15 protein-coding genes and 1 pseudogene are annotated in these 13,951 nt (G+C 64.9%); 6 read left to right on the top strand and 10 right to left on the bottom strand.

Going from position 1 to position 13,951, the window contains the following annotated elements:
- The 5 genes from NNI01S_RS29635 to NNI01S_RS29655 form a co-directional block, all read right to left on the bottom strand.
- The coding region (locus tag NNI01S_RS29635; protein ID WP_501193591.1) for an RNA polymerDNA-directed RNA polymerase subunit B at window positions 1–1,936 on the bottom strand (1,936 nt) is incomplete at its 3' end.
- Window positions 1,937–2,318: 382 nt separating this feature from the next.
- The gene (locus NNI01S_RS29640; protein WP_063917728.1) at window positions 2,319–3,518 is read right to left on the bottom strand and encodes a Cmx/CmrA family chloramphenicol efflux MFS transporter; all 1,200 of its coding nucleotides are present in this window, start codon (window positions 3,516–3,518) and stop codon (window positions 2,319–2,321) included.
- A 282-nt stretch (window positions 3,519–3,800) separates the two neighbouring features.
- Complete coding sequence (locus NNI01S_RS29645) at window positions 3,801–4,355, bottom strand: hypothetical protein (protein ID WP_157115081.1); 555 nt, start codon at window positions 4,353–4,355, stop codon at window positions 3,801–3,803.
- 161 nt (window positions 4,356–4,516) lie between these two features.
- Entirely contained in the window at window positions 4,517–4,804 is a 288-nt protein-coding gene (locus NNI01S_RS29650) for a hypothetical protein (RefSeq protein ID WP_157115082.1), read from the bottom strand.
- A gap of 5 nt (window positions 4,805–4,809) precedes the next feature.
- The gene (locus NNI01S_RS29655; protein WP_157115083.1) at window positions 4,810–5,232 is read right to left on the bottom strand and encodes a hypothetical protein; all 423 of its coding nucleotides are present in this window, start codon (window positions 5,230–5,232) and stop codon (window positions 4,810–4,812) included.
- Between the two features lie 162 nt (window positions 5,233–5,394).
- Here NNI01S_RS29655 and NNI01S_RS29660 point away from each other — a divergent pair, with 162 nt between their 5' ends.
- From NNI01S_RS29660 to NNI01S_RS33955, 3 genes and pseudogenes are all read left to right on the top strand, one after another.
- Window positions 5,395–6,270, top strand: a complete 876-nt coding sequence (locus NNI01S_RS29660; protein WP_063024256.1) for a helix-turn-helix domain-containing protein — start codon at window positions 5,395–5,397, stop codon at window positions 6,268–6,270.
- A complete protein-coding gene (locus tag NNI01S_RS33950) occupies window positions 6,267–6,482 on the top strand; it encodes a DUF397 domain-containing protein (RefSeq protein WP_084489393.1) in 216 nt (71 codons plus the stop codon). The genes NNI01S_RS29660 and NNI01S_RS33950 overlap by 4 nt, the downstream gene beginning before the upstream one ends.
- 113 nt (window positions 6,483–6,595) lie before the next feature.
- Window positions 6,596–6,769 (top strand): annotated as a pseudogene (locus tag NNI01S_RS33955) (DUF397 domain-containing protein); the annotation flags it as partial.
- Window positions 6,770–6,871: 102 nt separating this feature from the next.
- Here NNI01S_RS33955 and NNI01S_RS29665 read toward each other — a convergent pair.
- Complete coding sequence (locus NNI01S_RS29665; protein WP_063024259.1) at window positions 6,872–7,291, bottom strand: hypothetical protein; 420 nt, start codon at window positions 7,289–7,291, stop codon at window positions 6,872–6,874.
- A 956-nt stretch (window positions 7,292–8,247) separates the two neighbouring features.
- On the opposite strand from NNI01S_RS29665, the gene NNI01S_RS33960 reads away from it, so the two are divergent.
- Window positions 8,248–8,778 carry a DUF3558 domain-containing protein gene (locus tag NNI01S_RS33960; RefSeq protein ID WP_084489394.1) on the top strand — a complete coding sequence of 177 codons (531 nt, stop codon included), beginning with the start codon at window positions 8,248–8,250 and terminating at the stop codon, window positions 8,776–8,778.
- 254 nt (window positions 8,779–9,032) lie between these two features.
- On the opposite strand, the gene NNI01S_RS34940 is transcribed toward NNI01S_RS33960, so the two are convergent.
- Both NNI01S_RS34940 and NNI01S_RS34945 read right to left on the bottom strand, forming a co-directional pair.
- Entirely contained in the window at window positions 9,033–9,785 is a 753-nt protein-coding gene (locus NNI01S_RS34940; protein ID WP_157115086.1) for a hypothetical protein, read from the bottom strand.
- A gap of 38 nt (window positions 9,786–9,823) precedes the next feature.
- Window positions 9,824–10,339 carry a hypothetical protein gene (locus tag NNI01S_RS34945; RefSeq protein WP_157115087.1) on the bottom strand — a complete coding sequence of 172 codons (516 nt, stop codon included), beginning with the start codon at window positions 10,337–10,339 and terminating at the stop codon, window positions 9,824–9,826.
- Here NNI01S_RS34945 and NNI01S_RS34950 point away from each other — a divergent pair.
- Together NNI01S_RS34950 and NNI01S_RS29685 are read left to right on the top strand one after the other, a co-directional pair.
- Window positions 10,338–10,502, top strand: coding sequence for a hypothetical protein (locus tag NNI01S_RS34950; RefSeq protein ID WP_157115088.1), 165 nt, complete (start codon window positions 10,338–10,340; stop codon window positions 10,500–10,502). The two genes, NNI01S_RS34945 and NNI01S_RS34950, sit on opposite strands and share 2 nt — an antisense overlap.
- Before the next feature lie 11 nt (window positions 10,503–10,513).
- Window positions 10,514–11,287: an ESX secretion-associated protein EspG gene (locus NNI01S_RS29685; protein ID WP_063024267.1), complete on the top strand. Its 774-nt coding sequence runs from the start codon at window positions 10,514–10,516 to the stop codon at window positions 11,285–11,287.
- Between the two features lie 295 nt (window positions 11,288–11,582).
- Here the strand turns inward: NNI01S_RS29685 and NNI01S_RS29690 are convergent, their stop codons facing one another.
- Entirely contained in the window at window positions 11,583–13,064 is a 1,482-nt protein-coding gene (locus NNI01S_RS29690) for an MFS transporter (RefSeq protein WP_063024269.1), read from the bottom strand.
- Window positions 13,065–13,256: 192 nt separating this feature from the next.
- Window positions 13,257–13,928: a FadR/GntR family transcriptional regulator gene (locus tag NNI01S_RS29695; protein WP_063024271.1), complete on the bottom strand. Its 672-nt coding sequence runs from the start codon at window positions 13,926–13,928 to the stop codon at window positions 13,257–13,259.
- Between the last annotated feature and the right edge of the window lie 23 nt (window positions 13,929–13,951).

Below are 13,951 nucleotides of genomic sequence, written 5' to 3' on the forward strand. Positions count from 1 at the left end.
GCATCCGATAGCTGCGCCGGGTGCCATCGTCATGCATGACGGTGACGTAGTCGGCGGAAACCTCCTCGACCACACCGGCTTTCTCGCTGACCACGACGTCGCCCGCATCGATCGCGGCGCGCAGTTCCATGCCCGTGCCGACCAGTGGGGCCTCGGAGCGGATCAGCGGAACCGCCTGCTTCTGCATGTTCGCACCCATGAGGGCACGGTTGGCGTCGTCGTGCTCGAGGAACGGGATCATCGCCGTCGCGACCGACACCATCTGGCGCGGCGAGACATCCATGTAGTCGACCTGCGCGGAGTCGATGATCTCCACCTCGGAATTCTTCCGCCGCACCGCGACCCGCGCTTCGACGAACCGGCCTTCGGCGTCGAGCGGCTCGTTCGCCTGTGCCACGACGTGCAGGTCTTCCTGATCGGCGGTCAGGTAGTCGACCTCGTCGGTGACCCGGCCGTCGACCACTTTCCGGTACGGCGTCTCGATGAAGCCGAACGGGTTGACCCGCGCGTACACCGAGAGGTACCCGATCAGGCCGATGTTCGGGCCTTCCGGCGTCTCGATCGGGCACATGCGGCCGTAATGGCTGTAGTGCACATCGCGGACTTCCAGGCCGGCGCGCTCACGGGACAGACCGCCCGGCCCGAGCGCGGACAGGCGGCGTTTCTGGGTGAGGCTCGCGAGCGGATTGCGCTCATCCAGGAACACCGACAGCTGCGAGGTGCCGAAGAACTCCTTGATCGCGGCGACGACCGGACGGATGTTCATCAGCGTCTGCGGCGTGATCGCCTCGATGTCCTGCGTGGTCATCCGCTCGCGTACCACGCGTTCCATCCGCGTCAGCCCCAGCCGCATCTGGGACTGGATCAACTCACCGACGGTGCGCAGCCTGCGATTACCGAAATGATCGATGTCATCGACCTCGACCCGGACCTCGATGCCACCGGGCGCGGTCATGGTCCGCTCACCCGCGTGCAGGCGCAGCAGGTATTCGATGATCGCGACGAGGTCCTCCTCGGTGAGCACCGGTGAGCCGACGACTTCGCCTGCGTGCAGGCCGAGTTTCTTATTCATCTTGTAGCGACCCACGCGCGCGAGGTCGTAGCGCTTCTCCTTGAAGAACAGGTTCTCCAGCAGGGTCTGCGCCGACTCCTTGGTCGGCGGCTCGCCCGGACGCAACTTGCGATGGATATCGAGCAGGGCCTCGTCGGTGCTCGATGTGCTGTCTTTCGCCAAGGACGTCATCATCACCTCGGAGAAGCCGAAGCGCTCGACGATCTGCTCGGTCGTCCACCCCAGCGCCTTGAGCAGCACGGTGACCGGCTGGCGGCGCTTGCGGTCGATGCGCACACCCACGGTGTCGCGCTTGTCCACATCGAACTCCAGCCACGCGCCACGGCTCGGGATGACCCGCACACTGTGCAGATCCTTCTCCGTGCCCTTGTCCACGCTGTGGTCGAAGTACACACCCGGCGAACGCACCAGCTGCGACACCACGACACGCTCGGTGCCGTTGATGATGAACGTGCCCTTGTCGGTCATCATCGGGAAATCACCCATGAAGACCGTCTGGCTCTTGATCTCACCGGTGTTGTTGTTGATGAACTCCGCCGTCACGAACAGCGGAGCCGCATACGTCATGTCCTTGTCTTTGCACTCATCGATCGAGGCCTTGACCTCCTCGAAGCGGGGCTCGGAGAGCGTCAGTGACATCGTCCCGGCGAAGTCCTCGATCGGGCTCAGTTCCGCGAGCACTTCCGCCAATCCGCCCGTGCTCTCGCCACGCGCCGCCGCCCGTACGTGCCGGGCAGGCGCGCCGATCAACCAATCGAACGAATCGAGCTGGATCTCCAGCAACCCCGGAACATCCAGCGGCTCACGAATCTTCGCGAACGAGAGCCGCTTCGACGCCCGGAAGACACCGGCATCGGCAGGCATTCCGGCATCGGCATCGGCCTGAGTCGTGACTGTCAAGATGCGTCCTTCCAGCACCTCGCACCGCCCACGCGTTCGCGTGGCCGGCACGGTATCTGCTTGTCCTGTGGGCGGTATTCATCACGCACCGTGCTGGACTGTGCCCGAACATGCCTCGACAACAACGGGTAGAAGGTGGCACGCAGACTGTGCCACTTTCCACGGTCGATTCGTATTTCGAGAGTTGGACAGCACGCGACCCGGCGCGAAGCCTTTAAATTACACCCCAATGAGACCGATGTCGAGGGACATCAAAAAATAGACACATGATTTCTTGTGTCTTCCCATGTTTATGGTGACATCTCGATATGGGCTGCGTCAAGTCTATTAGCGGTAATTCGTCAGATCACTCGTTCAAGTCTCCAGTCGCGACTGCGGCGGCCGGGGAGGCGACCGGCCGCCTCGATATCCGGACGACAGCGACCGCGGCCAGCGTGAAGACGGTGCCGCACCACAACGCCTTCGCGGGCTGACCGGTGTGGTCGACGACCGCGGCGGCGGTGGCGGGGCCGAGAACAGCGCCGATATTGAACGCGGTGGTGGCCAGCGCGCCCGCGATTCGCGGTGCGGCGGGCGCGGCGGTCTGCACGATCGTGGTGATCAAGGTGGATCCCACGCCGAACGCGACCGCCCCGGACACCGCCGCCATGATCGCCACTCCGGGCAGCGTGTGCGCGGTCAGCGCGGTCAGCAGCCACACCCCGGCGAGCCCGCTCGTGCCGAGTGTGACGATCCGCTCGCGATGACGGTCGCTGTAGCGGCCGGTGAACGTCACGCCGGCGAACGAGCCGAAGCCGAACAAGGCCAGCACGACCGGAACCCAGCGGCTACCGGCCTCGGCGAGCCCGGCGGTGATCGAGCCGAGGAAGGTGAACCCCGCGAAGGTCGCCGCGTTGACCAGCACCGCGATCAGCACCGCGGTGCGAACCGGGCGTCTGCCGAGCACGGTCCACTCCGTCCGCAAGGGAAGATCCTGCTGGACCCGCCGATCACCGGCCCGCACGGCACGGGGCACCATTGCCCACACCGGGATCATCACCGCACCGCTGATCACGGCGACGGCCCAGAACGCTGCCCGCCAGCCCCAAACCTGCCCCAGCAGCGTCCCGGCCGGTACACCGGCGATGCAGGCCACCGTCACCCCGGAAACCACCACCGAGGTCGCGCGCCCGATCGCCGCCGGGTCGACCAAGCGCGGCAGAGCCGCCAGCGCGATGGCGAGGAATCCGGCGTTGGCCACCGCCGCGACGACCCTGGTCAGCAGTAGCACCGCGAAGTCGCTGGTCATCGCGCCGACCACATGGGTCGCGCAGAACACCGCCAGGAACGCCGCCGCCGAATGCCGGACCGGCAATCGACCTGCTGTCATCGCCATCGCCGGTGCTCCGAGCACCATTCCTGCCGCGAACAATGAGGTCAGCAGACCGGCGGTGCCGAGCGAGACCCCGACGTCGACGGCGATCCGCTCCAGCAATCCCGACACCATGAACTCGGACGTGCCCTGCGCGAACACCGCGACAGCCAGCACGAACACCACAATGGGCATAGCAGAACTCCCCGGAAACGGGGCGCCACGCAGACGGCGCGGCGCCCGAGATGGACGCGGAACACGGGCGAACCGTCGCCCGACCGCGGAGAAACCGACTCTTCCGGCGTTGCGAAAATACTGCCGACCGCACTATGACCAGCAGTTCTTTACCCACAACGCCGCCCAGCGCATACGCCGGGCGGCTATCGTCTGGACGACTCCGGGGAATTCACGCCCACACCGTAACAACGCGCATCCGCCCGGGCCAAAGCATTATTCATCCCGCCGGAAAGTCGGTATTCAGTGCGACCGCAGACGAGATATGGCGGTGTGGTTCGCGTAGGGATCCAGCGTTACGGCCGCCGCCCAGACGTGTGCCGCGACAGCGCGCTGGTCGAAGAGCGCGACCCAGGTGTCGGTGGACTCGCGGGTGTCGGTCACCCAGGTGGGCGTCGGTCCCAGTTCGGGTAGGTGGATGTACGTCAATGAGGTGTAAGCGCGTCCGCGGGCATCGAAGATCGTTGCCGCGCAGACAGGGTCGGATGTGGCGCGCTCGCTCAGTCGGCCGGTCTTCGCGGCCCGGATCGCCTCCGAGGGAACGCCGTCCGCTCCGGTGAACATCTCGCCCACCGTCAGGTAGGCGAGGCCGAAACCCCACAAGCGGCCGGTGAATCTCCGGATCAGCCATTCGGCCGAATCCAGGATGGGGGAGCGCTCGGCGTCGGGGTCGAGGACTATCAGGAGGTGGGCCGCGTCGTGCGCGGTGGGGTTCTCGGTGCCGGCGAACCCCCAGAAGTGCACAGTGTCGGTGTCTGCGGCGTCTGCGCGGCGCTCGGTCATCATTGCCGTGAGCATCGAATCGACCGTGGCTCGGGGTGGGTATCGGATGGTGGAATTCGTCGGCTTCCACGACTCGGGGCGCGGACGGTTTCGTCGCTTGGACATGTCCCTCTCGGTTATTCACACGGGTGATGGAATCGGTCAGGTGAAATCGCGTGGCCGGTCGGATCCGGTGTTCACGCCCGGCTCGCGGACAGCAGAACCTCCCAGAACTGGGCGCGTACCGCGTCCCACAGTCGAAAGTGGCGCGGAAACCATTCGCGAACCTGCGCCAGGTCCGGAAGAGCGCGCTCGTCGAACGCGACGAACCCGCTCTGGCCCAGAGGGATCGGCACGGTGTCGCCGTTGTTGCGCAGCCGATAGGCGGGGGTCGGATCGGCTTCGTCACGCAGGAACACGATTTCGATGCGGGTCCCCACCATCCGCCAACCGGCCTGCGCGGCTCCCGCGGTGGTTCGATGCACTCGGGTCACCCTCGCGTGGATTCCGCTGGCGTCGCCAACGCCGACAACCGTTCCAGCACGGCCTGAATCGTGGGCACATCATGGAAGTGATCGGCGCGGCGGCCTTCGTCGAGTGACAGGAACTTCATGCCACGTGCGGCAGCACGTTCACGGTGGCTCACCGCCTGAGGTGTCAGCCGTCCCGCGTCCACCAGCGTGCGGTACGCCGCCGCTTTCCACGCACACCGCTCGATTCGGCAGGCCAGGTGAGCCCGCATCTGCTCGTGTGCCAGCTGCACATCCGCGTGGCGGCAGCTGTCAGGCGGGGCGAACAGGGCGTCCGGTGCTCCACGACCGCCGTGCCTCGGCGGCCGGAAATCGCGCGTAGTCGGTTCCGGCGCGCGGGAATTCGTGACGAAATCGAGTTCTGTTCCGTGTTGTTCGGCCATGTGCATATGCTGCGGGCGTGCTCACGGCGGGAGGCTCGAAACGGCGGGTGCCCGGCAAACGGTGCATACGCACTGAGCGCTTCCCGCGTTGGGCGCACGTCGATTCTCGCCGTGGGAAAAATCAGGTCACACCGTGGGACAGCAGGGGAGGACACAGCGGAAATGGTCGGTAGCAAGTTGGACAACAGCCGGACGACGCTGCCGCGTCGCCAGTTGGGCCGCGCACTGCGCGACGCACGTCAGGCCAACGGCTACACCCTCGAGCAGGTAGCCGAAGTCCTGGAGATCAGCCGATCATCGCTCGGACGGCTGGAACTGGGGCAGAACGAGAAGGTCAAGGTCCGGGACATCGAGTTCATCTGCCAGTACTACGGGCTACCGGAGAGTCGGACGGAGTACCTGAAGTCGCTCGTGGTCGAGGCCAAGACGAAGGTGTGGTGGCAGGATTACCGCAGTCTGATCCGGCCGGGCTTCAACACGTATCTCCAGTTGGAGGCGGCGGCAACAGGGCTCTATTTCTTCCAGTCGCTTGTCATTCCTGGACTACTGCAGACCGCCGACTATGCGCGGAACGTCGAAGCCTATCCGCCGAATTCCACTGTGGAAGAGATCGAGCGACGTGTAGCGCTGCGAGTGAAGCGATCCACGATACTTACTCGGCGACATAGGCCGATGCACGCAGAGTTCCTTCTGCACGAGGCGGTTTTGCGGACTGTGGTCGGCTCCGTAGCGACTATGTCGAGGCAGCATCATCATATTGCAGATCTGAGCACGCGAGACAACGTTTCAATTCGCATCCTGCCATTCACTGCCGGTTTCCCTGCTGGGTCGGCAATACCGCCCTACATAATTCTCGATTTTTTGCGTGATGAACCGTCGGTCGTGTATACCGAAGGCGCTGTCGGCACAATGATTTTCGAGGAACGTGACGATGTCGCTCGATTTAGAGATATTTTTGATGCCCTTCGTGACGCTGCGCTTCAGGAGCAGCCGTCGAGGGACCTACTGCGAACCATGGCAAGGAGATATGAGCAGTGACCAGCGACCTACCCGGTGAGCAGTGGTTCAAGTCCAGTCATAGCGGTGGTGGCGAATCGTGTGTCGAAGTCGCCTGGCTGGCTGATGGCCGTGTCGGTGTCCGCGATTCGAAGAACCCGGCCGGTTCGTCGTTGATCTTGACGCCGGGTCAATGGGATGATTTCACCGCATGCATGTCGGATGGCGCATTCCACTTGCACTTTGATCTGTGAATCGTGGTAGACGACAGACGGCTCGAACGATCGAGAGACTTGCCCAGGAACTTGACGAGGAGGTACGGACAATGACCGTCGATGCATCCGGAGCGAAGTAGTTCAAGTCTGTCCACAGTGGTGAGGCCGATGCGTGCGTCGAAGTCGCGTGGCTCGAGGCTGGTCTCGTCGGTGTTCGTGATTCGAAGAACCCGACCGTACCGGCACTGATCTTCACACCGGGACAATGGGACTCCTTCACCGCCCGTGTTATGGATGGTGCATTCGATTCGCGCTCCGATCTGTGAAATCGCGGCCGATGGCCCCGACGTCGGCTTGAAGCCGACGGCCGGGCCATCGTTGTCTCGACTTCTGACAGCAGTCACTCCGCATCGCACCGGTGTGGCGGCTCAACGGCGGCTGAGCCAGACTGCTGCCAGCGGGTACGGAGCGATGATCGGGGTCCCGGCGATGTTCACCGTTCCCGACCAGAGTCCCTGCCGGGGGTCGATGTCATGCAGGTCGAGCCCGAACGGAACGAAGTCGAACGAAACGTACGTCTCGTCCGGCCCGACCGGCGTCTGATGCCCGCCCCGGCTCGAGCCACCGCAGACCAGCGCCACCGTCTTGCCATCCAGAAAGACTTGCAGGTCGCAGTTCTCGATAGGCGACCCGATCACATTGGACGGGCCCCGCCCGATGTGATAGGTCCCCGGCGGGATAACGCCGTTGCGCGGAAACTCCGGATCGTCAGCGGAGGCGACGGCGGGAGCAACAGAGACTGCCGCAGCAGCAAGCGCGACCCCGGCAGCAATCTTGCCAAACTTCATAGTTCCAGCTCCTCGAATACTTCGTCGAACTCGTTCGTATGTCCCAGCTCTCGTCCAACTCGTTACTGCACTGCCACCCTAGACGCGGCCCAAACCTTCCACCCCCCAATGCCGTGAGATCGGTTCGGACCGCTCCGGCCAGCCGCCGACACGTCATCCTCGGCCCGTTCGGTGGCCCAGCGCAGGCAGTCGAGCACCGCCACGGAATGTCAACGGATCGAGGCTTTACTGCTGCTTACATGACTCAGGCTTCCGGCGAATGATCGATTGCCTGCTGTGTTGTCCCGCGAGCCACCGCTTCGGCAGTCCGGTCCCTTGGTGGACGCGAGTAGGCGCGCTGCCGCGGGCGGCCATGGACCGGATGGCCACCTCCATGCTTCGGAGCGTGGTTGGACGATGTCGGAGACCTTGGGCGATGCCGAGCGTCCGGCGTGGCAATGACCGTCGCCGCGAAAGCGAGAACGAGCCAGGCGCAGAAGAACAATGGCCAGTACAGCGAGGGATTGAAGCCCGATACGGTCGGACCCAGTTATTGCCTGACGACTTCGATGACCACCTCAGCATGCAGAGGAGCTGGCTTGTCTGGTTTTGCCCGCGTCACTCTGAATGCCTGGGAGGGCAAGGCCTGCACTGCCTTCACCGAAGGCGCGAACGGCAACGGCGGAGTCAACGTCCTCCCGTCCGACGCCTCGTCGGCCGCTCGGCTATCGAGCCCGGGAGACGACATCTGCGATCGGATCCGATTGGCGATAGTCGCAGTATTTTTTGCGGGGGCGGCCCGCATAGCGTCCGGATCCGGCCGGTGACTCGCGATGACAGCGCCCTGGTCTGCCCGCGTTTCCCTTGGGCCTACCCCGCATGTCCAGGGCATCTCTGGGCCACGCGGGCAGGGGAACGTCGGCTGGTCGTCTGCTAACGTTGGCGAACCTGAGTCGTCGCGGGTCGAGAGGGTGGGGATGAGTCGTCGAATCACGTTGGCACTGCTCATCGGTGCGCTGACAGCCGGAGTCGTCGCCTGCGAGGACACTACGAGCGGTACACCGGCGACGGGTTCCAGTACGACTGCTGCCCAGGCACTGTTCAACCCATGCACGGGAATCCCCGATGAGGCGTTGCGGAAGGCAGGGGTCGATCCGGCCACCGAGGAGAAGGGCATTGCGGGAGTCGACCAGTCCGGCTGGGAAATCTGTCGATGGAAAGGCAGCCGCTACTCGATGACCATGTTCTCTACCGCGAGGACCGTGGCCGAGTTCGAGAAGAAGCCCGGCAATGTCGAATTCCAGGACGTCACGGTAGCTGGTCGAGAAGGTCGGCAGTTCAGGGTCGAAGGTGCATCGAAGGGCCTCCTGTGTGATGTCCTCTTCTCCGCGTCTCAGGGCGTTGTCCAATTGCGGGTATCGAATCTGGCCGGTCTCGACAACCACGAGGACCCGTGCACGACCCTGTATCGAGTTGGCGAGTCGATTGTGCCGGTTCTACCGAAATAATCTGGGAGGGGATGGATGAGCGAGAACAGCGCGGGGCTGTGGAGTCGACTTGCCGGGGCCGCTCGATCGGGGGAGCTCTACCTTGATGATCAAGAAGTCGCATTCGCGTGTGCAAAAGCGTGCGATCAGCGCCTGAAGGAACTTCAAGATCTGGCGATCGTCACACAGGATGTACAAAACGTCGCTGGGTTCGGTGACTTCAAGATGGCCGACGACCTGGTGAAGAAGTTCGCCAAACAGGCGACCGGAGAGGATCATTCGGTAGACCGGGTTGTGCTCGAACACATCGAGACCGTGAAGAACATGCGTGAGGTCATGGCGATCTCGTTCAAACGCATTACCGGGCAGGACATCGAGAACGCGACGCAGATCGCGAGCACCACCGAGCAGGTGCGCTGATGGTCAATCCGTTCAGTAACCCAGCGGTCAAAGACGTGGGAGCTACGGTGCTCCGCAACGTTGCCAATTGGGTCTTCGACATACAGCCGGATGCCGATCCCTTCGCTGTGCAGGACAAATACAACCAGCAGCGGGACGATGTGCGCTCGCGGGCTGCCGGTCTCGGCTTTCAAGGCGAATTCCGGCCGAGGGAAGTCCTCGATACGGACGAGTTCGAACGCTACGACGTCGCCACGCTGCGCAGTAAGGTCGACCAGATCGATCTCGCGACCGTCAGTGGCCTGGTGGCAGCGTGGAACACCATCGCGGATCGGCACCAGGAGTCGCTGAGAACCTTCACCGATGCGATGGCCCGTGCCACCGATGAAGGTGTGTGGCGTGGTGAAGCGCGTAATGCGGCGGCCAGCGCCGTCAGCGACTACGCCGCTCAAGGCGCGCAGGTCTCGAACGCGGCGCGGCTGACGAGCAGCAAGCTGGCCGAATTGCAAACCGGGTTGGAGCCGACCAAAGAACTGGTCCCGCACGCTCCGGATCATCGCAGTGGCTTCGAGAACGCGGTAGGTCTCTTCGCAGGACGTGCCTGGCGCAATGACGATGTGGCGCAGCACAACGCGAAGGTCGAAGCGGTGCGGGTGTTGAGCACCGTCTATGCCCCGGTCGTCATGGAGTCCGACACGAACGTCCCGGTGATCCCCCGCCCGGCGTCGACCACGAATCCGAGTGGTACCGACGACGGCAGCACACCGCGCGGCACGAACAATGGCACTGGAAACCCATCGTCTTCGCCGAGTTCGAATCCGTCCGAGACGACGAACTCCATCGACGATTCGACGACTTCGACGAGCACCGAACCTTCGGACAACACCTCCCAAACACCGGAGTCGACCACTACCGACCCGGCGTCCACCACGGAGGAGTCGACCACACCGGCTTCGACTACACCCACTTCGACGACGCCTGCCTCGACGACGCCCACCCCGAGCACATCGCCGAACAGTCCCGGCAGCCCGCATTCGAGTACGCCGGGCAGTCCTGGGAGTCCCGGTTCTCCGAACGCGCCGGGGGTTTCGGTGCCCTCCAAGGGCACACCGAGCAACCCCAACGCGGTCGCGGCGGCCGCGCGGACCGGTGCTTCGCCCGGCCGCGCCGGTACGAGCGGCATGGGTGGAATGGCCCCCGGTGCGCGCGGCGGCAAGTCGGAGGACGAGGAATCCACCAAGGGGATTCCGGATTACCTGATCACTCAGGAGCACGGCAATGAGCTGACGGGGCTCGACGACCTGCCGCGGACGGTGCCGCCGGTCATCGGTGACAGCCAGCGGTAAGGACGTCATCCGTGTCTGAGGTGCAGACCTGGCGGTTCACCGCGCTCGAATTCCGGACGTTGTGGGAGTCCACCGGCCGGGACGTGCTGCCCTATCCCTTGCAGCACCAGTACACGACGGAGTTCCGGTCGGAGAGCCTGCGGTTGCGGCAGGCCGCGGCGCAGTCGTTGCATCCGCGCATCGATGACGATCTGTTGCGTGCGGTGGAAGTGCTGCTGGCGCCGGAGGCTCGGGTGGAAGTGGCCGGATTCGCCGGCAAGCGCAGGGAGCGCAGGCTGCGGGCGCATGCGGGCGTGCACGCCCAGCACGGCGCGGTCGCGGTGCAGGAGCCGGGACCGGACCCGGAGCACGGCGGTGACGTGGTGTTGACGTTGCTGTCCGCCGGTGAGGTGGCGCGGGCTGTCGTCGATGTGTTCCCGGCCTGCCGCCCAGGTTCGGGGAAGCAACTGCAGGCTTCGGCGGACGAACTCGCACGGCCACGTCCGCCGGTCCGCGACGCTTGGCGGCCGACGCCACGAGAGGAGTTCGAGCGGTTCTTCACCCGGGCGATGACCTTGATCGGTCACGTCGGCGTGTATGCGATGGGAAGTGTGGACAATCGGCATATCGAAGGTCGCAAGGACTTTCAGCTCAACGATGTCGAAAACGACGGCCGCTATGTGACCTTCGGCACCGACCTGCTCACCATCAAACCGAGCACCGCAGACCGCATCGCGGGCACCCTGCAACAAATGATCGCCAATACCGTCAAGGAAGTACGCGACGGAGTACACCTGCCGTACTGACGATCAGCGCAGCATTGGAATCCAAGTCGCTACCGCTGCTCCTGTTCACAGAACGTTTGCCCGCGACCGGCTTGGTCGAGGCCTTGCCTGGCAACCGCCCATCAGATGAACCCACCGGCGCACAGCGGTCGAAGCGACGAAAACGTCCGCCCATCGTCCCGGTGCAGGCCGGAACCCATTGCTGGACCCGAGAGCGGGCGATGGGCGGACGTTCGGCAGGGCGGTTCCGCCGGAGGGGACGGCGGGTGTCGCGCCCGTGTCCCGCGGGGTCCGGACCGCGGGACGGGTTGGGCGGTCAGACGTTCGCGTAGGCCAGCGAGGGGACGCGCTGGATGGCGAAGGAGGACCGCAGGTAGAACCACCAGGTGACGCCTGCCATGACCAGGAATGCCACGGCGTAGGCCCAGAACGCGGGAGCCATGCTGTGCAAGTGGGTGTTGGACAACCGCAGCGCCTGCTGCAACAGCCAGCCGCCGGAGGCCCCGACCGCGCCGATGACGCCGATCGCGGCGCCCGCCTGACGTTTGGCCGACGCCGCGGCCTCGGCAGCGTCGAGGCCGTGCTCGGCGGCGTACTTCTTGGACTCCGCGCTGAAGATGGTCGGGATCATCCGGTAGGTGGAGCCGTTGCCGATGCCGGTGAGCACGAACAGCAGCAGGAACGCGACGAGGTAGAGCGGGAAGCTCTTCAGTTCCAGCCCGGCCATGATCAGCCCGACCGCGATCGCCATGCCGCCGAACACGTACAGGGTGATCTTCGCGCCGCCGACCTTGTCGGACACCCAGCCGCCGAACGGCCTGCTGAACGACCCGACCAGCGCCCCGAGGAAGGCGAGGTTACCGAGCGTGGTGATCCAGCCGATCTTGGCCAGGTCCGGGAAGTTGGCCTTGATCAGCGTCGGGAAGGCGAAGGAGAAGCCGATGAACGAGCCGAAGGTGCCGATGTAGAGGACGGCCATGACCCAGGTGTGCCGGTTGGTGAGCGCGAGCCGGTAGGACTTGCCGTCCGACTTGGCGGTGCTGATGCTGTCCATGTAACGCAGCGCGCCGAACGCGGCGGCCAGGATGAACGGCACCCAGACCAGGACCGACAGCGTGATGCCGAAGCGGTAGCCGCCCGGGTCCTTGGCCATGATGTGCGTGCCGAGGGTGATCAGCAACGGCAGCACCAACTGGGTCTGGGCGACGCCGAGGTTGCCGCCCGCGGCGTTGATGCCCAGGGCCGCGCCCTTCTTGCCCTCGGGGAAGAAGAAGTTGATGTTGGCCATCGAGGAGGAGAAGTTGCCGCCGCCGACACCCGCGAGCGCCGCCAGCACCAGGAACACCCACATCGGGGTGCCCGGCTGGTTGACGAAGTACGCCAGGCCGAGCGTCGGGATCAGCAGCATCGCGGCACTGAACACGGTGAACGCGCGGCCACCGAACCGGGGGATGGCGAAGGTGTAGGGGATGCGCAGCGCGGCGCCGACCAGGGTGGGGGTCGAGGTCAGCAGCAGCGCGTTGCTCACCGCGGTGGGATTGCCCTTGCCGAGGCCGGCGAGGAAATCGAATCCGGCTGCGCCCATGCTGGTTACGACGGTGCCCCAGATGACCCAGATGCTGAAGCCGAGATTCTCGGCGAACACGGAGAACATCAGATTCTTGCGCGCGGTCTTCGCGCCACCGGATTCCCAGAACTTCGCGTTGTCCGGATCCCAGTGGTCGAGCCAGCGTCCCCGTCTTTGATATTCGAAAGTCGTTGGCTGCGACTGCTGGCCGGTGGCTGCTACGGCGGTCATCGGCTTCCTCTCGATTCGGCTCGACCGGCCCTCATCGCGGCTGCGCCGCCGGCGGCTGTCGAGTGCCTAGCTACGGTCGAGACAAAGGTATGAGCCGCTTGTTGCGTCCCCGTGGCCCGCGATGACGTTCCCGGCAAATCCGACTCACATCGCGCTGCCCCGAATGGTGACCACTCGGTTACCTGGCGCGGTTCAGCGCGCGTCGGGATATTCCGCGATCAGAGAATTGAGGAAGCAGCGCGTCGCCGAGGCGGCCCGTTCGGGATCGCCGTCGATGACGGCGTGCACCAACGCGGCGTGCTCCTCGGTATAGGAGTCGTCGGACTTGGCGGTGCGGGCGCGGATGACCTGCTCGATGATGGGCAGCAGCGAATCGTAGAACTCGAGATACACCGCGTTGTGACTGGCGACGACGATTGCGCGGTGCAACTGGACGTCCGCCTCGATCGCGGCGGCGGGGTCCTCGTCCCACTTCTTGTCGCGTTCGGCCAGCAGCCGCAGCAGATTGGTGATGTCGGCGTCGTCGCGGCGTCGCGCGGCCAGGCCGGCGGCGGTGACATCCAGCGCGAGGCGCAGCTCCAGGACGTCGCGTTCCTCGGCGTCGGCGAAGTACTTGCCCAGGGTTCCGCCGAGGTCGGAGGCCGCGATGACATAGGTTCCCGAGCCCTGGCGACGCTCCAGCATGCCGGCGTGCACGAGCGCCTGGACGGCCTCGCGCACCGTGTTGCGGCCGGTGCCGGTGAGCTCGGTGAGCTCCGGCTCGGTCGGGATGCGGGCGCCGATCGGCCAACGGCCGGAACGGATTTCGGCACGCAGCTGCTCGGTGACCTGGGCGATGAGGCTGGTGCGCCGGACGGGTTGCACCTGGACAGAGTACCGCCCATCAC

This window comes from Nocardia niwae NBRC 108934 = DSM 45340, from assembly GCF_001613465.1.
Taxonomy (GTDB): Bacteria; Actinomycetota; Actinomycetes; order Mycobacteriales; family Mycobacteriaceae; genus Nocardia; species Nocardia niwae.

Excerpts from the sequence above, each read along its gene's own strand:
- NNI01S_RS29640 (WP_063917728.1), bottom strand. The coding sequence starts at position 3,518 with ATGCCCATTGTGGTGTTCGTGCTGGCTGTCGCGGTGTTCGCGCAGGGC.
- NNI01S_RS29645 (WP_157115081.1), bottom strand. The coding sequence starts at position 4,355 with ATGCTCACGGCAATGATGACCGAGCGCCGCGCAGACGCCGCAGACACC.
- NNI01S_RS29655 (WP_157115083.1), bottom strand. The coding sequence starts at position 5,232 with ATGGCCGAACAACACGGAACAGAACTCGATTTCGTCACGAATTCCCGC.
- NNI01S_RS29660 (WP_063024256.1), top strand. The coding sequence starts at position 5,395 with ATGGTCGGTAGCAAGTTGGACAACAGCCGGACGACGCTGCCGCGTCGC.
- NNI01S_RS29665 (WP_063024259.1), bottom strand. The coding sequence starts at position 7,291 with ATGAAGTTTGGCAAGATTGCTGCCGGGGTCGCGCTTGCTGCTGCGGCA.
- NNI01S_RS33960 (WP_084489394.1), top strand. The coding sequence starts at position 8,248 with ATGAGTCGTCGAATCACGTTGGCACTGCTCATCGGTGCGCTGACAGCC.
- NNI01S_RS34950 (WP_157115088.1), top strand. The coding sequence starts at position 10,338 with ATGGGTGGAATGGCCCCCGGTGCGCGCGGCGGCAAGTCGGAGGACGAG.
- NNI01S_RS34945 (WP_157115087.1), bottom strand. The coding sequence starts at position 10,339 with ATGCCGCTCGTACCGGCGCGGCCGGGCGAAGCACCGGTCCGCGCGGCC.
- NNI01S_RS29690 (WP_063024269.1), bottom strand. The coding sequence starts at position 13,064 with ATGACCGCCGTAGCAGCCACCGGCCAGCAGTCGCAGCCAACGACTTTC.